This window comes from Microbacterium sp. LWH3-1.2 (assembly GCF_040675855.1).
GTDB lineage: Bacteria > Actinomycetota > Actinomycetes > Actinomycetales > Microbacteriaceae > Microbacterium.
This window is the reverse complement of sequence record NZ_JBEGIK010000001.1, coordinates 1,503,980-1,526,630: the sequence shown is the minus strand read 5'-3', so window position 1 is coordinate 1,526,630 and position 22,651 is coordinate 1,503,980. Positions and strand designations below refer to the sequence as shown.

15 protein-coding genes are annotated in these 22,651 nt (G+C 66.7%); 12 read left to right on the top strand and 3 right to left on the bottom strand.

Annotated elements, in window-relative coordinates:
• The first annotated feature begins 794 nt into the window (after window positions 1-794).
• From MRBLWH3_RS07060 to MRBLWH3_RS07025, 8 genes are all read left to right on the top strand, one after another.
• On the top strand, window positions 795-2,378 hold the full coding sequence (locus MRBLWH3_RS07060) for a sugar transferase (RefSeq protein ID WP_363435348.1): 1,584 nt from the start codon (window positions 795-797) through the stop codon (window positions 2,376-2,378).
• Complete coding sequence (locus MRBLWH3_RS07055) at window positions 2,378-3,502, top strand: glycosyltransferase (RefSeq protein WP_363429987.1); 1,125 nt, start codon at window positions 2,378-2,380, stop codon at window positions 3,500-3,502. The genes MRBLWH3_RS07060 and MRBLWH3_RS07055 overlap by 1 nt, the downstream gene beginning before the upstream one ends.
• Entirely contained in the window at window positions 3,459-4,739 is a 1,281-nt protein-coding gene (locus MRBLWH3_RS07050) for a hypothetical protein (RefSeq protein WP_363429985.1), read from the top strand. Before MRBLWH3_RS07055 ends, MRBLWH3_RS07050 begins: the two co-directional genes overlap by 44 nt.
• A complete protein-coding gene (locus tag MRBLWH3_RS07045; protein WP_363429983.1) occupies window positions 4,736-5,818 on the top strand; it encodes a glycosyltransferase in 1,083 nt (360 codons plus the stop codon). Before MRBLWH3_RS07050 ends, MRBLWH3_RS07045 begins: the two co-directional genes overlap by 4 nt.
• On the top strand, window positions 5,815-6,867 hold the full coding sequence (locus MRBLWH3_RS07040) for a glycosyltransferase (RefSeq protein WP_363429981.1): 1,053 nt from the start codon (window positions 5,815-5,817) through the stop codon (window positions 6,865-6,867). Before MRBLWH3_RS07045 ends, MRBLWH3_RS07040 begins: the two co-directional genes overlap by 4 nt.
• Window positions 6,864-7,913 (top strand): glycosyltransferase family 4 protein, encoded by a 1,050-nt coding sequence (locus tag MRBLWH3_RS07035; RefSeq protein ID WP_363429979.1) that lies wholly within the window; start codon window positions 6,864-6,866, stop codon window positions 7,911-7,913. The genes MRBLWH3_RS07040 and MRBLWH3_RS07035 overlap by 4 nt, the downstream gene beginning before the upstream one ends.
• Window positions 7,910-8,932 (top strand): hypothetical protein, encoded by a 1,023-nt coding sequence (locus MRBLWH3_RS07030; protein WP_363429977.1) that lies wholly within the window; start codon window positions 7,910-7,912, stop codon window positions 8,930-8,932. The genes MRBLWH3_RS07035 and MRBLWH3_RS07030 overlap by 4 nt, the downstream gene beginning before the upstream one ends.
• A gap of 131 nt (window positions 8,933-9,063) precedes the next feature.
• Entirely contained in the window at window positions 9,064-10,392 is a 1,329-nt protein-coding gene (locus MRBLWH3_RS07025) for an acyltransferase family protein (RefSeq protein ID WP_363429975.1), read from the top strand.
• 113 nt (window positions 10,393-10,505) lie between these two features.
• On the opposite strand, the gene MRBLWH3_RS07020 is transcribed toward MRBLWH3_RS07025, so the two are convergent.
• From MRBLWH3_RS07020 to MRBLWH3_RS07010, 3 genes are all read right to left on the bottom strand, one after another.
• On the bottom strand, window positions 10,506-11,297 hold the full coding sequence (locus MRBLWH3_RS07020; RefSeq protein ID WP_363429973.1) for a polysaccharide pyruvyl transferase family protein: 792 nt from the start codon (window positions 11,295-11,297) through the stop codon (window positions 10,506-10,508).
• A 10-nt stretch (window positions 11,298-11,307) separates the two neighbouring features.
• Window positions 11,308-12,750, bottom strand: a complete 1,443-nt coding sequence (locus MRBLWH3_RS07015; RefSeq protein WP_363435345.1) for a lipopolysaccharide biosynthesis protein — start codon at window positions 12,748-12,750, stop codon at window positions 11,308-11,310.
• A gap of 1,005 nt (window positions 12,751-13,755) precedes the next feature.
• Window positions 13,756-14,583 carry a universal stress protein gene (locus MRBLWH3_RS07010; protein ID WP_363429971.1) on the bottom strand — a complete coding sequence of 276 codons (828 nt, stop codon included), beginning with the start codon at window positions 14,581-14,583 and terminating at the stop codon, window positions 13,756-13,758.
• Window positions 14,584-14,708: 125 nt separating this feature from the next.
• Here MRBLWH3_RS07010 and MRBLWH3_RS07005 point away from each other — a divergent pair, with 125 nt between their 5' ends.
• The 4 genes from MRBLWH3_RS07005 (at window position 14,709) to MRBLWH3_RS06990 (ending at window position 22,593) form a co-directional block, all read left to right on the top strand.
• Entirely contained in the window at window positions 14,709-17,183 is a 2,475-nt protein-coding gene (locus MRBLWH3_RS07005) for a hypothetical protein (protein ID WP_363429969.1), read from the top strand.
• A complete protein-coding gene (locus MRBLWH3_RS07000) occupies window positions 17,180-20,575 on the top strand; it encodes a RyR domain-containing protein (RefSeq protein WP_363429967.1) in 3,396 nt (1,131 codons plus the stop codon). The genes MRBLWH3_RS07005 and MRBLWH3_RS07000 overlap by 4 nt, the downstream gene beginning before the upstream one ends.
• Before the next feature lie 161 nt (window positions 20,576-20,736).
• A complete protein-coding gene (locus MRBLWH3_RS06995; protein WP_363429965.1) occupies window positions 20,737-22,080 on the top strand; it encodes an HNH endonuclease in 1,344 nt (447 codons plus the stop codon).
• 333 nt (window positions 22,081-22,413) lie between these two features.
• On the top strand, window positions 22,414-22,593 hold the full coding sequence (locus MRBLWH3_RS06990; protein WP_363429963.1) for a hypothetical protein: 180 nt from the start codon (window positions 22,414-22,416) through the stop codon (window positions 22,591-22,593).
• The last annotated feature ends 58 nt before the right edge of the window (window positions 22,594-22,651 follow it).

Here is a 22,651-nt window from a genome sequence, read left to right as displayed (position 1 = left end):
TAGGCCCAGACCGAGTCCGCCGCGACTTCCCGAGAGCCGCGGCGGACTCCTCTTGTCCGGTTCGATCCCCTTTCCCCCGACCCTGACCCCGCCCCTCCCGCCGCTCATTGAGCGAGCGACTCGAAACGCCCCGAGCCGCCGCGCAACCCCGTCCCGCCCCCTCTCCCCGTTCCCACCCTCACCCCCGCCCTCACACCCCCCTCCCTCGCTCGTTGAGCAAGCGAGGAACGAGCGAGTCGATACGTCCTCCCCTCGCTCGTTGAGCGAGCGAGGGGAGCGAGTCGAAACGCTCCGAACCTCCCCCCCTCCCTCCGCCCCTCCCTCCGCCCCGCCCCGCGACGCCCATACACTCCCGCACAGGCCCGCGCGCGTCAGCCGACGGCCCCTCCCTTTGTCACATTCGCCCGCGATATAGCACGCCGCTCAGCCTGGTCAAAATCAACGTCCAGCGCCGACACATTGACTCGGACGAGCCCACCGTCGCCGTCAAGCCTTGAGCGAATCCTGAGCCTGGATGCCACGCAGCGAAACATGCGCGCGAGCAGGATGAGAACGCTCTAATACTGGAGACGGCGCCTTTACGCCCCTAGGACTCGAGCGCCACTTTCGTTTGTTCGGCCGTAACAATCAACTGATACCCTGCCCCTGGTGGCCAGGTAATCCACCACAAAAAGCGAGAAGGCATCGTGACGTCGAATCCCCACATCGACGCGCCAAAGGAGTCGCCAGCCCATCCCCAGGCACGGGCAGCCGCTCATTCGGCGAGCCCCGCATCCCCCCCGGGCTCTTCGTCCCTGGCGTCCCGCTCGGATTGGTCCCCCCCGACGTCTCCCTCGGATTCGAGGTCTCCAACGTCCGCCTCGTACTCGGCGCCGACCTCTCTCTCGGTCGTTGAGCGAGCGAGGAAAAAGCGAGTCGAAACGCCTCTGCCCTCCGAGCAACGCCGTCCTTGGCGCCGCGCATACGCGACACGCCTCTGGCTGAGTGACCTGTTCGTCCTCACGTGGGCGGTCTACGGCACGCAGTTGCTCTGGTTCGGCTGGGGGAACGCCCAAGTCGACATCCGGGCAGACTCCAGGTTCAACGAGTTCTCCTACTGGGCCTTCTCGGCGCTCCTGGTCATTGCCTGGATGTGGGCGCTCTCGCTAATCGACTCTCGCGACCATCGAGTTATCGGCACGGGCAACACCGAGTATGTGCGCGTTGCCCGCGCGAGCTTCATGTTGTTCGGCGCGATCGCGATTCTTGCTTTCCTCTTCCGCGTTGACGTGGCACGCGGATACCTGCTGATCGCCCTACCACTGGGCAGCTTCATGCTCCTGCTCGAGCGTTCCCTCTGGCGACAGTGGCTCATCGCTCAGCGCTGGCTCGGCCGCTTCTCGGCGAGGGTCCTCCTCGTCGGCTCGGAGGAATCAGTCGGCGCAATCGCGCGCGAACTTCACCGCTCCCCGACCGCCGGTTACCAGGTCGTCGGTGCGTGCGTGCCTTCGGGCAAGGTTGCCGGCACCATCCCGGGCACCTCCGTGCCGGTGATGGGCAGCGTCGACAATGTCGAGCGAGCCATCACTGCGATTGGCGCCGATACCGTTGCAGTCACGAGTACCGATGACCTGCCCCCCATGAAGGTCAAGCAGATCTCCTGGGCACTCGAAGCGGGCCGTCAGCATCTCGTGCTCGCGCCCAGCATTGTGGACATCGCCGGACCACGCATACATACGCGGCCGGTAGCCGGGCTACCGCTGATCCACGTGGAGACTCCGAGGTTCAGCCGCGGCCAGCGGATTGCCAAGCGTACCTTCGATATCGTTGCCTCCTCGCTCATCATCGTTGCCCTTTCGCCAATCATCCTCGCGGTCGCCATTACGGTGCGTGCCACCAGCCCTGGCCCAGTTCTCTACCGTCAGGAGCGTGTAGGGCGCCGGGGGGAGCCATTCGAGATGCTCAAGTTCCGCTCGATGCGGGTCGGAGCGGATCGAGAGCTAAAGGCTCTTCTCGAAGCACAGGGAACGAGTGAACAGCCCCTGTTCAAGATCAAGGACGACCCACGCATCACCCCCATCGGGCGCGTAATCAGGAAGTACTCGCTCGACGAATTGCCCCAGTTGTTCAATGTTCTTGGCGGATCGATGAGTCTGGTGGGGCCGCGCCCCCAGATCGCAGCCGAAGTCGCGCTCTACTCGCACGCAGCGCGACGCAGACTGCTCGCCCGGCCGGGTATCTCCGGACTGTGGCAGGTAAGCGGCCGTTCCGCGCTTAGCTGGGACGACGCGGTTAGGCTCGACCTCTTCTACGTCGAAAACTGGTCACTGGTTGGCGATCTGGCAATTCTGGCCAAGACTCTGCGTGCGGTCATAGTTCCGGGAGATAGCGCACATTGATGGCAAGGCAGGAAACAGCAGCATCGCCCGTGCTGGCTCGCACCGGAGCTCCGTGTCGCAGGTTGGTTGTTGTGTGCCCAACTGAGTACGGCGGCCAGATCGAGCATGCCGGCGAGCTTGCTAATGCCGCGCTGGCGGGTGGGCACTATGGCAATGCTGAGGTGGTAACCCGTCCCGGAGGCGCGAAAGCTCTCGTCGGTTTTCGACATGACTTTGGCGTGACAGAAGCGCTGAGCCCGCGACGCACCGAGCGCAACAGGGCAAGGGCGGTCGTTCAGTTCATTGACGCTTGGCGCGATCGGCTTCGGCTCCGCGCCCTGATCAGGGACCAGGCGAGCCGCGGCCCGGTTGACGTCTTGTACGAAACGAGCAAATACGGCGTAATCTCGAGAACCGGGGCCGACCGCCATGTGTTCTTCGCCCACAATGCCGCTCCGCACGCGCTGAAGCCGTCCGCGCGTGACCGATACCTCTTTCGCCAAGAGCGGCGCGCCGCCGCGTCCGCTGACCTAACTGTCGTTCACGGCAAGAGGCAGGCCGACGCGGTAAGCGAGTGGACTCGGTCTCCCGTGCGAGTCGTCCCTTTGCCGGGCGACAGTCGGCTTCAAGAACCGGGGCCGGGTGCCGCTGAGCCCTACGCCCTGTGCTTGGGCGAGATTCGTCCCAACAAGGGTGTGGAGGCTGCAATATCGGCCGCGAGGACAGCCGGAGTTCGGCTACTTGTTCGTGGAAAGCCGGAGCCCCAGGAGTATGGCGCGAGTATCTCGGCACTGGCTGGGCCTGAAGTCGACGTCAGCCTGGGATTCGTCGAAGCTGAAACGTTCTCCAATCTTCTCGCCAATGCCAGGGTGGTCCTGCTCCCGTATGTGAGCTTCTCGGCTCAGAGCGGGATACTCGCGAAGGCGATTCAGATGAGGCGGAGGGTAATCGCCTCGGACCTCGCATCCCTCCGCGAGCAGGCCGGGGACGATCCGCGGGTTTCATTCGTGCGACCGGGCGACGTGGAAGCGCTTACGAAGGCATTGAGCGCAGCTTTGTCTGAGCGGGAGTATCTGGACGATAGCGTTGGTACCGACGCCTGTGAAGCATGGATCCGAGTTGCAGACGTCATATTTGCCACGTGAACCGGCAGTCCTGCGGCATCCCAGCGGCCTGTCAATCTTTCTCGCCCGAGCCTTCGTCGCTCTGACGTTTCTCCCGTACCTGGCCGTGCCACTAGGTGGTTCCACCAGCGTCCCGGCAGCTGCGGTGGTTGGAGCGCTGGCCTGGCTTGCCTCGCCTCGTTCCCGCGCGATCGACTCCTTCGTGTTGACTCTGTTTGTCGTACCGACCGTCGTCAGCGCCATCGCTGCTGTTTTCACCGGTGCTCCGTTTCCTCTAAGCGGCGTGCTGATGTGGGCTGGGACCGCGGCTACGGTCGCGGGCGGCGCCGCGGCGATAGTCGCGTTACGCCGATCGCTTTCAGCCCTGCTGTCCTGGCTCATCATCGGGACTGCGCTTTTCGGTATCGTCCAGCTGGCGGCGATACGCAGCGGCGTCATCCCGTTTGTTGAGTTCTACCGCGCGAGCGGATATGCGAGCGTTGAGACAAACGCGTTCGCAATCATCACGTACATCCAGCGCCCATTCGCCCAGTTTCCCGAGCCATCGTTCATGGCGGGCTCGATGTCGCTTGCTTTGATCGCGATGGTGGTGATTGCCCGTGGGCGGACCCGGGAGCGACTGACCAGCCTCAATAGCTGTGCTCTACTGCTCGGCGCTGTAGTCGTGTTCCTGAGCGCATCGGGAAGCGCGATCGTATGCCTTGCGCTCATTGCGGTCGTGCTGGTTCTCACGTCCAGGAGATCCCTCGCGAACCAGGTGCGCGCCGTGGTTGCGGTGGTCATCGCGGGCATAGGAGGCAGCCTGATTCTTCAAGAGCGCGGCGTAGCGTCCAACTTTTCCTGGGGCGACAGATTTGGCTCTATCGTCGTGGCGTTTGACTATTGGGTTGCCGACGTGGGACGGCTTTTCTTAGGCGCGGGCAGAGGCCAGATCACGACAGCTTTCACCTCGGGTGTGATTGACCCGGCGGGGTATCAGTTTGTCCAAGTTCCGGCCGATGTCTACAGCGTCCAGGCGCGCGTCCTGTTCGAGTACGGCCTGCTCGGAGGCGCGGTCATCCTCTTCATGTGCTGTCTCGTGATCGTCCGGCAGTTTGGGTCTTCTACTCCTGCCGTCGGGGTCATCGGCCTGGGCGCGTGGATCGTGGTCGCCGGCTTCACTATCAGCTATGAGAGCGCCTCCATGATCTGGCTGATCCCCGGAGTCGCGCTGGGCCTGGCCGCTACTCGAGACACCGCGGCGGAAGAGGTCGTATGAAAATCCTCCACATCGTCAACAGTCTGGAAACGGGTGGCGCCCAAACGTTGATAGAGACGCTGGCGAGCGAGCACTCCCGTGCGGACGTAGAGACTCATGTTGTCGTGCTGCTCGGCACCGACACCTTGAGCGAACGGGTGGAGGCGGTCGCTGCTAGCGTGACATACCTGGACCTTCCAGTTGGTGCCTTAGCGCTTCCGTTGGGAGCTGTCCGGTTGCGCCGTGCGATCAAGGCTCTCCGACCTGACGTGGTTCATTCGCACCTCCTGCAGTCCGATCTGTTGACGACCTTTGCGCGCGGATCAGTACCGCACATCTCGACCGTTCATACAAGCGGCGGTCACGAGTCGAACTGGCAGTCTCGGGTTGTTACCAAGCTCACTGCCGCGACCTCGCGGTTCCGCAGCCGGGTTATCGCATGCTCCCCCAGCGCATTCCGCTTCTCGGTTGCTTCGCTCGGGCGCGAGCCAGACGACGTAATCCTGAACGCCGTCGAATTGCGGTCTCCCGACTTGAGCCGGGCGCCCGGCCGCGCAGTGATAACGAGCCTCGCCCGCTGGCATCCCATGAAGGACCATCGGAATCTGCTGGCGGCAGTGAGTTCGCTTCCCACACCCAAGCCACAGCTCGTCCTTGCTGGCTCCGGGATAGACGAAGACAACGCACAACTCGTCGAGCTCCTGGCCGAATACGCCAATGTAGATGTGACGGTCCTTGGTGCGGTAGCCGATGTTATTCCCCACATCGATAGGTCGATCTGCCTGATAATTGCGAGCGCTTATGGCGAGGCATTGCCGATGGCTGGGATCGAATCACTTTCTCGAGGGGTGCCGGTCGTGACAACAGCCGTCGGCGACTGCGACCTGCTTGCCATCAAGAAGTCGTATCTGGCGTTGCCCAGCGATCCTGTAGATCTACGAAGGGCTCTCGTAGCCGCGCTCGGTGATTTCTCGTCTGATGCAACCGGCACGGCGCGACTCGCCTATGCAAAGGCCGAGTCCGAGTTCGATGCCCGCCGGGCAGGAACTCGATACCTCGGCCATTATCGGAGCATGCTTGCAGAACAGGAAGCGCGATGAAGATACTGCATGTGACAGAGACGCTTGCAGCGGGAGTGCTCGATGTAATCGCCGCCATGGCCACCTCGCAACGCGAATTGGGCCATTCTGTGGCCGTACTTCATGTCGATCGCCCCGAAACACCCCCATCGGCCGAACTCGACGAGCGGCTCGAAGGCGTAGACCTAATTCACCTGGGGCATCGTGAATCGGGGCGAGCGAAGAGACTCGCTGTGCTCGCGCGCGCGCTGGGTGATTTGGCGCCACACGGGTATGACATCGTCCATCTTCATTCGACATTCGCAGGATTGGTTGGGCGGATCGTGCGGATCGCGGACGTGACGATCTATTCGCCACATGGCTACTCGTTTCTGCGGGCGAACGAGCGAAAAGGCACACGGATCGCGTACCTAGCCGTCGAGAGGATCTTGCGGTCCAGATCCGCGCTCACGTTGTGCGTTTCCGAGGATGAGCGGATCGTTGCGATGAACTCCGTCCGCGCGAAGGCGATCACGGTTCGGAACACGCTCAACCTTGAGTCGCTCGGCGAACCCGCTCGGCCCGCGACCCGGCGGCAACCCAAGGTGGTAAACGTCGGTCGCTGGGCACCCCAGAAGGGGCCAGACCGGTTTGTCCGCGCTGCGAGCGCGTTGTCGTCGATGGCCACCTTTAGGTGGATTGGAGATGCCCCGACGGACGCATCGCACCGGTGGTCGGCGAGTGGATGGCTTGACCCAAATAAAGTCCTCGACGAACTTAGAAGCGCCGACGTGATTTACTTCACGTCGCGGTGGGAAGGGATGCCCGTCGGGCTGATGCAAGCCCAGGCATTGGGGGTCCCCGCAGTCGCAGTTAGGTGCAGTGGCGTCGATGACGTCGTGATCGACGGCGTTACCGGCATTGTCGCGGACGACGAGGCGACAGCGCTCCGCCACCTCGAGGGTGTACTTCGCGACTCAGCTGCACTACGAGTACTCGCCGATGGTGCGCTCTCTAAACGCACTCGATTCTCCGACGAAGGTTATGGCGAAGCGACGATCCACGCATATCGATTGGCCGGTGCTAGATGAGCGACGGCAGACTGGTGTTCTTGTCGCTTGCGCCCGGAGTGTGGGGCGCCGAGCGCAGCATGCTTACTCTCGCCCAGAGTCTCCTCGGTCTTGGCGAAGAGTTGCTGCTGATTTGCACGGACGAAGGTCTTGCAAATGAATGGCAACGCATCACCCACGCACCGGTGGAAGTAGTGGCTATTCCAGGTGGTAGCCGGCGCGCGGTCGTTCGCCGCTTCTTCGGCCAGGTCACGCCGCGGACAAGTCGCACCGACACTCTCGTGATCTTCTCCTACGTACTTGCAGCCGGGACTCTAGGCCGCTTTTCGTGGCCACATGGGCGTCCCCGCGTCGTTATTGATCTCCACGACACGCTCACTCGCCACAAGGGTCGGTTGGCGCTATCGCTCGCCTCCATCAGAGCGCATCGGGTAGTTGCCGTCAGCAAGTTCACGGCCCAGCAACTTCACCGCCCTCTCCGCAACAAGGTCCGAGTGCTGACCCGCCCCGTCTCCCCCATCAGCTTTGATCCGCCCGACCTTCAATCTGCATCGATCCGCGTGGGTGTGATTGGTCGGATCCATCCGCAGAAGAATGCCGCGCTCCTCATACGCGCGGCCGAGGAACTGCCGGACGTTCGGGTAGTCGTCCGTGGGGACGTCGCTGCCGACGATTCCGACTACGCGCGCAGTCTCCAAGAGCTCGGTTCGAGCCGGCTGGGAACGCGCTTTGTGATCGAGAGCGCTCGGCCGTGGCGTTACGCCCTGGATGACCTCGATGTGCTGCTGGTTGCGAATTCTTCAGAGCCCATGGGTCGCACCGTCCTGGAGGCCCAACTACGCGGGGTAACGGTTGTCGTCCCAGACTCGGGTGGGTCCACCGAGCTCGTTGCAGACGGCGTGACCGGATTCGTCTACCACGCAGACGACGCTCAATCGCTTGCTCGAGTGCTGGGACGTCTTCGCGAAACAGATGTCATGGGCATGCGCGAAGCGGCGCGCATGGAAGCTAAGCGCGCGACAGATCCTGTGGCGTATGCAACAAACTACCTTGGCGTGATCCGATGAAGCGGGCGACCCCGGATCTCGTGATGATGTCCTTCACGCCGCCGACTGCTGCGTCCAACCCCTACGTGCATTTACTCGTTGCCTCTCTGAACGACGCCGGCGTCAAAGTGGAGTTCTTTTCCTGGCGCCGCCTGCTCCGCGGAAGTGTTCGGCTGCTGCATGTTCACTGGCCCGAGACGATGCTCCAGCGGCGGACGCGCATTGGTCGCGTCGTGTCCCGAGTGCTCTTCCTCCTGCTTCTCGTTCGTGTGAAGCTCCGGTGGACGGCGGTGGTGCGAACGGTACACAACCGTGCGCCGCACGAAGGAGCCGCAGGCATGGACGCTTGGTTGCTGCGCCAGCTAGACGTGGTGACGACGCTCTGGATCAATCTGAACCCTGACGTCTTCGCTCCAAATGGTCGCCCAGCGGTCGTGATACCACACGGTGAACTTGGTTCGTGGTACGAAAAGCACGAGCTCGGCACTGGCACAGTTCCCCCAGTGGACTTGCTCTACTTCGGGCTCGTTCGCCCCTATAAAGGTGTCGATCGGTTGGCCTCCATCGTGGCCGAGCAAGAGGCGTTCAGCCTGCGGATCGCGGGCCGCCCGCTGGATGAGGACCTTCGGTTGGTACTCGAGAGCGTATCCGCAGCCTCAAAGAACATTCAGCTCGACCTGCGACACATTCCGGATGATGAGCTGATCGCTTACATCCGTGCAAGTCGTCTCATCGTTCTTCCGTATACCAAGTTCGAGAATTCAGGGTCGGCGAATCTCGCGCTCGACCTCGGAACCCCGGTGCTCGTGCGAGAATCGCCAAGTTCACGTGAGTTGCAACAGCTGTTCGGAACGGGATTGGTCCATCTTTTCAGCGGTGACCTATCCGCGGGTGACCTCGCAGCGGCGCTTCAGATCCGGAGCGATGCCCTTCCGGGCAGTCGTCCGATCGTTCCTCACCGAGAATGGAACAACCAGGCCGCGCTTCATAAGGCCGCGTACGGTGACGCACTCGTCGCCATGACCAGTGGCTCGGGCTGATATGCGCAAACACGAATCGCGCTCCTTCTCGTACCGCGCGCATGCCTCGCGCCGGGTGCGTCGCAACTATTCGGCCGGCGACCCGGCGCGCTACTGCACATCAAACGGTGCCGATTCGAGGAGGAATTCCGTTGGCTAGAGAACAGGTCGCATTCCAGCCGTCATGGGGCAAGCGCATCGTCGGCATGGAAGGTTTGCGTGCCGTCGCCGCCATCGGTGTCCTCGTGGGCCACACACAGGTGCATCTCGCACCGTCCGTGTCGTGGGGGCCGGCGGCGCCGATAATGGCGGTCGCATTGAACGGCCTCACCTTGTTCTTCGCGCTCTCAGGATTTCTACTGTTCCGGCCGTTCGCGACGGCGCTGCTCACAGGAGAACGGTTCCCGATCATCGGGCGATACGCAGCAAACCGCCTGCTGCGCATCTATCCGGCTTACATCGTGATTCTTCTGCTTGTATCGCTGGTGCTGGGCGTGGCGTACGCAACGCCGCAACTCGACGCGATGACCGAGACTCGCGACACGGTCGGATACATGACAGACCCTGCACTGCTCGGAATGAACCTCACGATGCTGCAGACGCTGCTCCCATTCAGCCTCAAGACTGGTCTTGGTGTCGCGTGGAGCCTCACGGTGGAACTTGTCTTCTACGTCGTTATGCCCGCAGTAGCGATTCTCACATGGGCGATTGTGAAGCGGACCCGTATGACGTGGGGAGTGGTCGCTGCGGTGACTCCGATTGCTGCAATCTTCGTTATCGGCGCGATCGGGAAGCTCGTGAAGCGATCGATCTTCGATGGTCTGCCCGAGGGCAACGATTTTATCTACGAGTGGGGCGGTAATTGGTACGCGGTCCTAGCTCGTAGCTTCTTCGCCCACGCGGATCTCTTCGCCTTCGGCATGTTCGCTGCCCTCCTGATCGCGGCCTTCGAGACCGGGACGCTGAACCACCGCCACGCGCGCCCCGCCCGTGTCGCAAGTGCCAGTGCCGCAGTGTTTGGCTTCGTGGCCGCGCGCCTCGCGCCTGGCGACTTCGGAGACACAGCCTACGCGGCGGCATTTGGAGCCGTGATCTTCTTCGTCGCTCTCCCTTCGGGCAACGGGTCACCGGGCATATTCGCCCGTGTCCTGGAGACTTTGCCTTTCCGCTACGTTGGCCTCGTCTCGTATAGCTTCTATCTGTGGCACCTCCCAGTAATCTGGCTCATGGTACGACTCGGTTGGGCGGGTGAAAATTCGTGGCCGGGCCTCCTCCGTAGCCTCGGAGTCGCATTCGTGATCACGCTCGCTCTCGCCTCGATCACTTACTACGGGGTTGAGAAGCCCGCCATGCGACTCAAACGTCGGACAGATCGCGGGACGGGTACAGCGCCTCGGCGAGAGACTTGGCCAGCGCACGTCAACCGAACCGCCCCATTCCGATACAAGTCAAAGCGGGTGGGGGGCGGTAGCAGGGAATGAATCATCAGGCCACGGCGCGCACTAAAAGCGTCTTGCGTGAAGGCGGGCGAACGGAACGTGCGGACCCTTGCCACCGCCGCAGGAGGCCTCCGGGCCCCCGCCGCATCGCTGATCTATCGGGAAGCCTCGTCCCATAGATCCATAGGAAAGGCCCCGAGAAGCTTCGAAGCATCAAACTCCGGGCCGCGCTCCCCGCCCATATCAATCGCCTCGGCCGCCGTGCGCGCCGGCTTGTAGGTCCGGCGTCCGGTCCCCGCGTAGTAGTCGTCGTATTTGAACGACGCTTCTGCTCCTGGGACGATCAAGCGCGCAGGAATACCGAAGGACTCGGCGAGCGCGATCCCGTGTAGCGATGACCCGCACACGAACTTGCTGAGCGCTATCTGGCGGACAACGTCGAACGGAGACCCGATCGGGCTGACGACGTGCGGCCCACGCATTCGTCCGAGGTCGTGGAAATTTGGGACGACGGTGACTTCGCGGCGGTGAGCCTTCGGGTTCTCGGCGATGTAGGAGTCGAGGGGCCAGAAATGCGACCACAGCAGCGCCGGGTCACCGAAGACCTCGGGAACATGAACTCCGCGCGCCTGCAGCAGTTCTCGCGTCCGCGGTCCTCGCACGGCCCGGACATCTAGATCCTCCGGGATCGGTTTGGACAGTTCTTTACCGTTGATGCCCGTTCCCCAAACTACGTCGCCCGACCGCGCAAAATGCATGATCGAGCCGACGCTAACCAGCCGCTTGTTGTCCCCGGGCTCGCGCAGTCGCATGTCGCTGGTGATCCGAGCGACGAGGGCTGGGCCTATCAGATCCCCGAAGTTGTTGACGGGTCTCTTCGGAAGAAACTGACCGAATGCCCCTCCCCGGCGGCGGATCGGATTCCAGTGCACAACTTCAACAGGCATATTGTCCTTTTCAACGCCGCAAGCGCTTGACAGTATCCAAGATGCTTGCGTAATCCGATCGGATCTGAGGAATAAGCGCCCCAACCGCCGCGTAGGCCAAGTTCGCGACGAGGAGGATTGCGAGCATCACGAGCGCGGGGATGGTGCTGAGTAGTGTCCAAGAGAGCACCCATGCTCCCACAGCCGCAGGCGCGAAGAACAGGACCGGGCGGAGCGCCGCGACGACCAGCGGCCTTCGCTGGATGCCGGCTCGCCGCATCGGAAACAGCGTGAGCAGTGACCAGTTCAATGCTTGTCCCACTGTGGAGGCCACAGCCACACCCACTGGCCCCCAGGCGACGCCGAGAATCATTAAAGCAACCGTCAGCGATCGACTGATCACTGACCACCGCAGTTGCACGCCAGTCAGTGCGCGCGACAGGAAGATCCAGTAATAGACGTAGCCGATTCCCTGAAAAACACCGCCGATAGCGAGGACCGCGAAGATCGGTTTGGCGAGGCCCCACCCGGGACCCAGGAGAACCTCGATAAGAGGATTCGAGCACCCGGCGAGCACGAGAAGGGACCCGGCGAACGCGTATCCAAGAATGGTTTGAGCTCGGTGGAGGTACGGCTCGTAGCGGGCGTCTGCCTGTAGCTTCGAGAGAATGGGCATCGCGACTCGTGTCATGGGAGCGGCGATCTGCTGCAGGGGCAGGCTGAAGAGCCGGTATGCGCGGTCGTACACACCCAATTGCTCTGGCCCGGAAACGCGCCCGATCAGCACGGAGTCGATGTTTCCAGTGACATAGGTCAGCACTTGGACGCCGAATGAGTTGGCACCGAAATTGTAGAGCGACCGCATCTGGTGTCCACGCCGCGGGAGGCTCGGAAACCATGCCGCAGCGATCACGAGCACCAAGAGCGTCAACGCGGCCACGACCACCTGCTGTGCGACGAGTGCCCAGTAGCCCGCGCCACCCAGGGCGAGGAGGATCGCAACGATCAGTGCTAACGCGGCAGGTGCCACGTCGGCTGCGGCGAGCCATTTGAAGCGCAGACGAATGGACACCTCAGCCCGGAATTGTGCTGAAACTGCGCCGAGCAGGAACGTCACCGCGAGCACCTGCGTGATGGGCGTGACGGCGGGCTCGCCATAAAACGCCGCGATCCACGGGGCCGCGATCAGCGCAATCAGAAACAAGGCGACACCGATGGCAGTGTTAGTCCAGAAAAGATTGCTGCGTTGTTGCTGAGTGATCGTCTGGGATTGAATTGCAGCCATCGAGAGTCCGAAGTCGCTCACCACTGCCGCGATGCCAATGATCGCGAGCGACATAGTGACGAGCCCAAAGTCGGACTGGTCTACCAGGCGCGCCAGAACTGCGATGCTGACGAATTGGATTCCCGCGCGAGCTAGTTGTCCGGCCAGTGTGACGGCTCCGCCTCGAGCCGCCGCGCCGGCAAGGCTCAGGTTCCGCTCCCATCGATCACGTGTTCGATGCTATCCGTACGCGACCAGCATGTTTCACGGAGCACGCCCAACGCCTACGGGATGAGCATAGGAGCCACGGACGCAGGCCGAGGCTTAGACCCGGTGCGGGCCGGCTCGCGGTCGGATGCCCAAGCTTGACGGCGCAACATTCCCGCGCCATTTCTTCACCGGAATCTCGCCCCCACTGTGATCTGTCTCATCGTCACCGTCGCGCTCGCGCTCGTCGACCTTCGTCTCGACCGCGGCCGTCACCCTTTACGCACTCTTCGTCATCGACTCCCGCGGGACCGTCCGGCACTTCTACGGCGACACTCCGGGACCCCAAACGCCGGAACACCGGGCTCAACCGGGACAAAACGCGGAAGCAACCCCCCGCGGGTCGGATCGCCGCTGCGGGGCACACAGATGGGGCACTGCCGCCCGGAGCCGGAAGGAAACGGCCCCGGGCGTTCTCTTCGGGCTCGGGGGCACTTGTACAGAGGCAGACGAGGCGCAATCCTGGCGGCGGCGATCACCCTCGGCCTCGGCGGCGGAACAGTCGCCGCCGTCGCAGCATCGGCTGGAGCAGCGCCGTGCTCGGCGAGGCCAGCGTCTTCATCGAGTTCACCTCGCAACACGTTGGTCACCGAATAAGACGAACCGCGACCTCGCCCCGGAAGATGCCATCGCGCTCCTGCTTAGAACCGCCCCCAAACTTCCGCTCACTGCGTGCTGCTCTGCGAGGTCCCCTCCGCGCGTGGAAGAAGGCGGCGCCGACGAACTGGGAATCCGCAACGGCAACGATGGTCGCTGATCTGGGCATTCCGCGGAGTTTCGCCGAGGTATGCCGCCGCAGCCGCCGGGTTCACGCGTCGTTCCACGGCGGCCTGGTTAAAGGCATCGACGAAGCCCGCGAGCAGGGCGTCATCGTCTCCAGGCTCTCGCGGTCGGGCCACGATGCACTGCGCTTCAGTCATCTCATTCCTCCCGGCACTCGGGCGGGCCTCAGCGGACTGCGATCGTCGGGGTCACGGCATCCGTCAGCACGGCGTCGCTCACCGAGCCGATGAAGAGGCGGGCGAGAGCGCCTCGCCCGTGTGTGCCGACCACGAGCAGCGACGCGTCCGACGCGACCTCCTGAAGGAGCTGGGCGGCGTCACCGGGCTGCACCTGCGTGGCTATCGAGAGATCGGAGTGAGCTGCGCGCACGGCAGCGAGGGCGTGCTCGACCAACTCCTCGGTCGGTTCCTGCAGGTCGAGCGGCTCGACGTAGTCAGCCCCCGGAACGCCGGACATGACGCCGTCACCCACCAGCACCGGAGACCACGCGGCGACGGCGACCAGACGCTCGCCCCGATGCACCGCCTCCGCGGCGGCGAACACGACCGCCGCCGCGGTCACCTCGGAACTGTCGATGCCCACCACCACACCGGAACGACCCTCGAGGTCGATATCGGGCACCACCGCCACCGCGCAGTGCGCCGCGGCCGCGATTCGCCGGCCGTGATCGCCCCAATGGTGCCCGGGGTGCGGGTCGCCGAGCACGAGCAGCGCGGCGTCGCGTGAAGCTTCGACCAGAAGGTCGACCGCGTTGCCGCGCTCGGCGTGCGCCTCGACATCCAGCCCCGCATCGGCGATGGCGACAGAGAGGCGGGCGGTCTCGGCCTCGAGAAGGATGTCGCCCGCCGACACCGCCTCAGAATCCTCGGGGTCCTTCGTGACAGCGATCAGGACGAGCACCGCCCCCGTCTGCGCCGCGCGCTGCGCCGCCCAGTCCACCGCACGGCGGCTGGCCGCAGCATCCGTCACACCCACGACGATTCTCTCGGTCATACGCTCATCCTGCCCCGTGCTGCCCGAGGGCAGCGAGCGGCGTGGCGGACGCGCCGCGACGCCGACCCATGTCGCAGACCGGCGCCCGCTGCTAGCATCGCGCTCAAGTCCGCTGGGGGGACGGGATGCGACGTGGGATCCGGGTGCTCCTCGCGACGATCGTGTCGGTCGCCGCGCTCGGCGTCAGCGCCCCGACGGGGCACGCCGCGACCGACGACATCGAGGACGCACTGGCCGCGTGGATTCCGCCCGACGCCGACGGCGCAGCATCCGGGATCCCCGCCATCGAGTTCACCGAAGAGTCGCTCGCGGGCTGCGAGAGCGGCGCGGCGCGCGACCTGACACTCGCGTCGGGCGGCAAGGTGCGCGTGTTCTGGATGGAGTGCGGCACGCCGGCGGGAGCGGTGGAACGCGTCAGCACCGAGTGGTCGGGCTACGGCTTGCTGCCTGCCCCCGAGGTGGCCCCGGCTCTCGGCGAGGGGTTCGAGCTCACCGCACGATTCGTCTCGCCCGAGACCTCGCCGATGCTGTTCCGGGTCTGGGCACAGGGCACTCACGTCGTCGGCGTCGGCCGCACGTGCGAAACGGGCGATGTCGCCTGCGAAGACGCGAGCGGCCAGGACGCGCGCGCCCTCGCAGCGCTGACGCCGACCCCGGTGAGCGCGACGGCGCTGCCGGAGCGGATCGACGACGACCCCCTTCGTGACTTCGCACCGGCCGAAGAGGACGGGCCATGGATGCTGCGGTTCTCGCTCCCCTCCGACACCACCGTGCGGGGCGCCCCCGACGCGCGGTGCGGGGACGGTGTCGCCACGCAGTTCGTCAATCCGGCCGGCGAGACGGTCAAGGTGTTCTGGGTCGATTGTGCGACGGTGGCCCGAGCTCAGGAGCTCTCAGCCGACTACTGGCGCGTGACCGACAGCGCCGGCCTGAGCCTGGTGTACATCGCGGGATACGACGGCGTCACGCGACTGCAGGAGGCGAACGGTTCGCGCGTCCTCCGGTGGTGGATTCAAGGACCCCAGTACATCCAGGTCGAGCAGTCGTGCGCCGACGCCGACGAAGCGCGGTGCGCCGAGCGCACCGCCGCCTACCTGCATGAGATCACGGCGTCGATGACCGGAGACGTGCAGCCGCTCACCGACTGGAACAAGGCCCTCTGGGCGGTGGTGGTGCTGGTCGGGGTGCCCATCGCGACCTACCTGGTGATCCTCATCCCCCGCCGCGTGATCGCCCGGCGACGGCAGCGCGAGGCCGATCCCGCGACCGAGCCGGAGGCGACGGCGGCATACGTGTCGGTCGACCGGCTGATCCGCCGGACGCGCACCGGGCGCACCGTGCGCCGGATCATCGTCGTCGTGGTCGGCACGGTCGCCTCGATCGCGGTGGCGGTGCTCGGACTGTACTCGGGCCAGTTCGTCGTTCAGCTGGTCGCCCTCTTCGTGGCGCCCGTGCTCGTCTTCGTCGCCGTCGGCGCGTTGCTCGAGCTGGTGTGGCGCCCCCACCGGCTCATTCGGCCGCCCCGCCGACGCGGTCGGCCCTCGCTGCAAGGACTGGTGGGGATGCTGCTGCGCGGCCTCGCCGCACTGATCGCGGCGTCGACCCTCATGCTCTACCTGCTGGCCGTGCTCTTCATGTGGTTCAACGGGCAGCAGACCGCGGCCACGTTCCGCGCGCAGATCGAGGAGCTGCTCGCGCAGGCGGAGGGCGCCGCGCGGCTGCTGCCGCTCGCGCTGCTGTGGCTGCAGGACCTGCAGCGCACCGGGCTCATCGTGGTGCTCTTCTTCGTCATGGTGGCGATCCCGATCTTCCTGGCGTACCTGCTCGACCGGGTCGGGCGGCGGCTCGGCCGCCGCTCCCTCGCCGACACCCTCATGCACGACGACCGCCCGTACTTCCTCTACCTGCGCGGGTTCGACGAGGATCGGCTGCGCATCGACGAGTCGCTGGGACGGCGCGGGTTCCTCGAGGTGTTCTCACCCTTCGGTCGCCCCCGATTCGAGGAAGTTCTGGCGGAACATCTGAGCGGATGGGGTCCCGTCATCGCCATCGCGGGCACGAAGCGCCGGATGCAAGATCTCGGCGCGGCGAAGATGTCGTTCGACGGCGACCACTGGCGCGACGAGGTCGAGAAGTGGATCGACGGCGCACGCGCCGTCGTGATCGCGGCGACGCCGAGCGAGGTGCGGGCCGGGCTCGAGTGGGAGATCGCACACCTCGCCTCGCGGTCCGAGGCGCCCCCGGTGATCCTGGTGATCTCGCCGTGGCCGCGGTCGGCGCGCGAGGCACGGTGGCGAGGATTCCTCGCGACCGCCGGGCAGTGGCCGCTGTTCCGGCAGCTCATCGACGGGCCCGTGCCCTCGGCGACCACCATCGTGACGCATCGACCGGGACGCGGGTGGACCGCCTACGGAGCGCGCCGACGGTGGGACTGGTCGTATGCCGCGGCGCTGCTCACCGCGATCGGCAACGGCGACCTCGAGCGGGCGGAATCGGTCGGGGTGCGGGGTTCGGTGGCGCCGGCCGCGGCGGAGCGGGTCGCGGCGGAGCCGGCCGCCGCGAACCCGGCCGCGGCGGAGCATGAAGCGGAGCCGGCATGAGCGAGGTGTCGTGGTGGCCGGCGGTGCGGCGGGTCGGAATCGTCGTGTCGGCGGCCGCGTGCACCGTGCTGGTGGTGCTGCTGGCGGTCGCCGCGCTGCGTCCTGATCAGCCGCTCCCGCCGCCGCTCGCCGAGTTCTGGGATCCGCAGTCGTGGCAGATCGTCACGCTCTCCCTCGTGTGGGGTGGACTGCTCAGCGCGTTCATCCTCGTGGGAAGACGCCCGCGGCAGTCGGCACGCCCGCTCCTCGCGCTCGTGCTCATGGGCGCCACCGCCGTCGGGCTGGGGTTCACCGCCTACCTCCCCTGCACGGGCGACGGCGTGCCGTTCTGGACGCCGCTCAGCTGGGGGCTCGCCGTCTTCGTGGGAAGCCCCGGTGACCCCTTCGGCACCACTGCCGACTGCCCCGACCATGCCCCGCTCGCCCTTCTCGTCGCCCGGTATCTCGCCGTCGCCGCGGTCGGTCTCGGGTTCGTGGCCGCAGCATCCGTTCTCTTCCGATCACAGCTCGACGTGCTGCGCATGCGACGCTCCCGCTCGCGCATCGTGATCGACAGCCCGCTCGATGTGACGCTGCGCGCGGCCACCCGGATCCGTGATCGAGTGGGGCACCGCACGCTGATCGTCGTGCGTGCCGACGCGAGCGATCCCCCGCCACCCGCGCATCGCCAGCAGGGCATCGTGCTTCTCCGCTGGCCCGACCCGGTCGACGCCGCCCTCCGCGCCTTCTCCCTCCGGCGCGGACGCGTCGCCCTGACCGCGCTCTACCTGCTGGGCCCGGAGGCGAGCGTGAATCTCACCCGCTTCGAGCATCTCGCCGACGGCCTGGCGGCAGCATCCGTCGCTCCTCGTGACATCCGCGCAGTCGTGCGCATCGACGACGTCTGGGTCGCGGAATACTGGCGCCGGCAGAACGTCGACCGGCCCGGCTGGGCGCTCGACGCCATCAGCGTGTTCGAGGCGACCGCGGAGCGGCTGGTGGCGCGGTGGGTGCACGACGGCCACGACATGGTCGCCGTGCACGGCGACCCCGATCTCGTGCTGGCGGTCGCAGCAGAGGTCGCGCAGCGCGAGCGCGAACGCAAGGCCCGTCGTGTCGCCGGTGCACCGCTGCCGCAGATCGTGATCGTGGGGATGGATGCTGCGACCCTGCGTCGACAGCACGAACTCCACCAGCGCGCGTTCGGCAACGTGGGCGCCGGCGTCGGCGCCCACACCTGCGATGACATGGCGGAAGGGTTCGCCGACGCGCTCGCGGGCGCGCGATCACCCGCGGTCATGACGGCGCCCGTCGTGGGCGCGGCCTGGGCCGGGGTTCGCCCTGCGGAGCTTGCCGCGGCGCACCCGGACTGGGCGGTCTACGCCCGTGTGAACGAGGGCAGCAGCCTTCCGAGCGTGCCGGTCATGGAGCGCCTGTACCCGTTCGCCCTGAGCTTCGGGGAAGCGCGCGTCATCGATCGCTGGGAACGCGTCGCCCGTGTCGCCCACGCGAACTTCCTCGCCGACCACGGCGAGGATCCCACTATCCCGGTCCGGCGACCCTGGGATGAGGGACTGCCCGACTTCTACAAGGAGAGCAACATCCGCCTGGTGCGCACCACGCTGGCCTCGGCGGTCGCCGTCGGCAGGACGTGGGGGCGGCTGCCGTCGGGCGCCGACCCGGAAGATGTCACCCCGACGCCGGAGCAGTTCGACGTCATGGTCGAACGCGAGCACGAGTCGTGGCGGGCTGCCCTGCTCGCCGCCGGGTGGCGGCCCGGCGCGCGTCGCGACGATGCGCGGCGCACGCACCCGATGCTCGTCCCATGGGCGGCTCTCGACGAAGACGGGAGGGCGCAGACGCGCAGCTCCGTGCGGGATGCGCTCGAGCTGCTCCGCGCGCTGGGGTACGCGTCCCGCCCGCCGGGGGCGGAGGTGGGGACGGGGCCCGGGGCCGAGGCGGGGGCGGAGTTCGGGGCGGGAACGTCGGGGACGGAGTTCGGGGCGGGGGCGGAGTTCGGGACGGGAGCGTCGGGGACGGCGTTCGCGGCGGGAGCGTCGGGGACGGAGTTCGGGACGGGAGCGGAGTTCGGGACGGGGACGGGGGCGGGGGCGCCGGGGACGGAGTTCGGGGCGGGGGCGGGGGCGGAGTTCGGGACGGGGACGGAGTTCGGGACGGGAGCGTCGGGGACGGAGTTCGGGACGGGAGCGTCGGGGACGGAGTTCGCGGCGGGGGCGGGGGCGGGGGCGGAGTTCGGGACGGGAACGTCGGGGACGGAGTTCGCGGCGGGGGCGGGGGCGGGGGCGGAGTTCGGGACGGGAGCGTCGGGGACGGAGTTCGCGGCGGGGGCGGAGTTCGGGACGGGAGCGTCGGGGACGGAGTTCGCGGCGGGGGCGGAGTTCGGGGCGGGAGCGTCGGGGACGGAGTTCGCGGCGGGGGCGGAGTTCGGGACGGGGACGGGGGCGGGGGCGCCGGGGAACGGCGCGGGGTTTGTGGTTGGCGCGGGGGTTGGGGCGGGGGCGGGGGCGCCGGGGACGGAGTTCGCGGCGGGAGCGTCGGGGACGGAGTTCGCGGCGGGGGCGGAGTTCGGGACGGGGACGGGGGCGGGGGCGTCGGGGACGGAGTTCGCGGCGGGGGCGGAGTTCGGGACGGGAGCGTCGGGGACGGAGTTCGGGACGGGAGCGTCGGGGACGGAGTTCGGGGCGGGAGCGTCGGGGACGGAGTTCGGGACGGGAGCGTCGGGGACGGAGTTCGCGGCGGCGGCGGGGGCGGGGGCGGAGTTCGGGACGGGAGCGTCGGGGACGGAGTTCGCGGCGGGGGCGGAGTTCGGGACGGGAGCGTCGGGGACGGAGTTCGCGGCGGGGGCGGAGTTCGGGACGGGAGCGTCGGGGACGGAGTTCGCGGCGGGGGCGGAGTTCGGGACGGGAGCGTCGGGGACGGAGTTCGCGGCGGGGGCGGGGGCGGGGGCGGAGTTCGGGACGGGAGCGTCGGGGACGGAGTTCGCGGCGGGGGCGGAGTTCGGGACGGGGACGGGGGCGGGGGCGCCGGGGAACGGTCGTTACCGCCGTCGTGGCGAGGTCACCGCTGAGCGGGTGAACACGCCGTGGAACTGGACCACGCGATCCGGAAGCGTCATGGAGGCGCAGGCCGGTGACTGGCGGGTCAGCGACGGCGAGCGGACGTGGTCCGTACGGCCGGCGGAGTTCGCTGCGAGCTACCAGAGCACGGGCGGCGGGCGCTGGCGCCGCACCGGGATCGTGAACGCACGCCGCGCCGAGCCGGCGGAACGCATCGAGACGCTCGAGGGAACCGCGACCGCGGCGAGCGGAGACTGGATCGTCGAGGGCGCCGGCGGCGAGCGCTGGATCGTGCCCGACGAGCACTTCGCCGACTCGTACGAAGCTGTCGTCTGACCAGGTCGGGATCTCTGGTCGGAGCATGGGGCGTGAACAGCATCGATGAATGGGACAAATGTTCGAGGCACGGTGGAACATGGCCGGGTCGGCACCTGATTCTCTGCGGCCTGTTCGTAGATTTATTCGACAATCGCACCCAACTGCGGTAGAGTGGACCCATGACGGACCCCCTCGCTCCCCTCGCCGCAGCGGTGGACTCCGCACGCGCGCTGTGGGCTGAGGACGCCATCGAGGCGCTGGCGCCGGGAGCATTGATCCGTCTCAACGAACAGCTTGCCGACAGCCAGCGACTTCTCGACGCGGCGCGGGCGCGCGTCGCCGCCGAGATCGCACGGCAGTCGCGACCCGAGCTCGGCGCAGGTGGGCTCGCCAAGCAGCAGGGGTTTCGCAACCCCACCGCGCTGATCGCCACGGTCGGCGGAACGAGTGCCGGCGAAGCGGCGCGGCTCGTCAAGGTCGGCGAAGCCACCGCACCCCGCGTGACGTTCAGCGGCGAAACCGCTCCCGCGCGGTACCCGCATGTCGCGGCAGCCCTCGCGGCCGGCCGCATCGGCGCTGCCGCATCCAGTGCGATCATCACCATGCTCGACAAGGTGGCGTTGCGAGCCGGCCGGGACGCAACCGACGAGGCTGAGAAGATGCTCGCCGAGAAGGCGCCCGGCCTCACCTCCGACCAACTCGCGCGGCTCATCAGCCGCGCCGAAGCCCGGCTCGATCCGGCCGGTGTCGAGGTCCGCGAAGAGGAGCTGCGCGCCGAGCGCGCTCTGCACATCTACGAAGACCGCCGGGGCATGATCGTCGTCAACGGCAAGTTCGACCCCGAGCACGGCGCATCGGTGAAGATCGCGATCGAGACCATGGTCGGCGCCGAGATGCGCGCCGAGCGCGATGGTGCCGGTGCCACGACGGATGCTGCGCGCCGCAGCGTCCCGCAGATGCAAGCCGACGCCCTCTCCCGCCTCGCCGAACACGCGCTCGGGTGCGCGCACACGGATCTGCCGCTCCAGGGCGCGACCGTCGTCGTGCGGATCGACCACGAAGACCTCGTCGCCGGGAGCGGCCACGCCACCATCGACGGCATCGCCGCACCGATCTCGGTCTCGACCGCGCGGCGCATGGCTGCGGGCGGAGGGATCATCTCGTGCGTCCTCGGGGCCGACGGCGAGATCCTCGACTGGGGCCGCGTCCGCCGGCTCTTCACGCCGGCACAGAAACTCGCCCTCGTCGAACGCGACGGCGGCTGCGCCAAGTGCGGCGCACCACCCTCCCACACGAAGACCCACCACATCAGATGGTGGGCCAGAGATGCGGGGCCCACCGATCTCGATAACGGGGTGCTCCTCTGCGAGTCCTGTCACCATCGGATCCACGACAACGGGTGGGACATACAGATCGAAGGCACTGGCACCCGCGCGAAAGTGTGGTTCCTGCCGCCCGCGCACATCGACCCCGAACGCACGCCGCAACTCGGCGGTCGCGCGCGCTTCGACCTGGCCGCCTGACACCGCCGCGCCGCGGGCGCGTCACACCGCCGCTCCAACCCCGGCGCAATCTCCGCGACCGCAGTCATCGCTGCCCACGCGCGATCGCACGGTAGCCGGGATCGCACGGTACCCACGGCCGCACAGAACCCACGACCACACAGAACCCACGACCACACAGAACCCACGACCGCACAGAACCCACGACCGCACAGAACCCACGACCGCACAGAACCCCCGACCGCGCGCATCACGCAGCCGACGCGCGCGCCCATCCGACGAGCCCCGTCCGCGAGCCTAAGCTTGACCCGCACCCCCATCTCGTCAGTACCCCTGCGGAGCCTCGTCCCCACCGTGATCCGAGCCATCGTCACCGTCGCCATCGCACTCGCCGCCCTCGTCGCGACGGCGGCCGTCACCCTTTACGCACTCCTCGTCATCGACTCCCGTGAGTCCGTGCGGCACTACTACGGCGACACCCCGAACCGCAAACGCCTGAACACCGGGCTTAACCGACACGAAACGCGGAAGTAACCCCCCGCGCGCCGGATCGCCGTAGCGTGGCACCCAGATGGGGCACTGCCGCCCGGAG

Coding starts and splice junctions, on each gene's coding strand:
- MRBLWH3_RS07055 (WP_363429987.1), top strand. CDS start 2,378: ATGGCAAGGCAGGAAACAGCAGCATCGCCCGTGCTGGCTCGCACCGGA.
- MRBLWH3_RS07045 (WP_363429983.1), top strand. CDS start 4,736: ATGAAAATCCTCCACATCGTCAACAGTCTGGAAACGGGTGGCGCCCAA.
- MRBLWH3_RS07040 (WP_363429981.1), top strand. CDS start 5,815: ATGAAGATACTGCATGTGACAGAGACGCTTGCAGCGGGAGTGCTCGAT.
- MRBLWH3_RS07035 (WP_363429979.1), top strand. CDS start 6,864: ATGAGCGACGGCAGACTGGTGTTCTTGTCGCTTGCGCCCGGAGTGTGG.
- MRBLWH3_RS07030 (WP_363429977.1), top strand. CDS start 7,910: ATGAAGCGGGCGACCCCGGATCTCGTGATGATGTCCTTCACGCCGCCG.
- MRBLWH3_RS07020 (WP_363429973.1), bottom strand. CDS start 11,297: ATGCCTGTTGAAGTTGTGCACTGGAATCCGATCCGCCGCCGGGGAGGG.
- MRBLWH3_RS07010 (WP_363429971.1), bottom strand. CDS start 14,583: ATGACCGAGAGAATCGTCGTGGGTGTGACGGATGCTGCGGCCAGCCGC.
- MRBLWH3_RS07005 (WP_363429969.1), top strand. CDS start 14,709: ATGCGACGTGGGATCCGGGTGCTCCTCGCGACGATCGTGTCGGTCGCC.
- MRBLWH3_RS07000 (WP_363429967.1), top strand. CDS start 17,180: ATGAGCGAGGTGTCGTGGTGGCCGGCGGTGCGGCGGGTCGGAATCGTC.
- MRBLWH3_RS06995 (WP_363429965.1), top strand. CDS start 20,737: ATGACGGACCCCCTCGCTCCCCTCGCCGCAGCGGTGGACTCCGCACGC.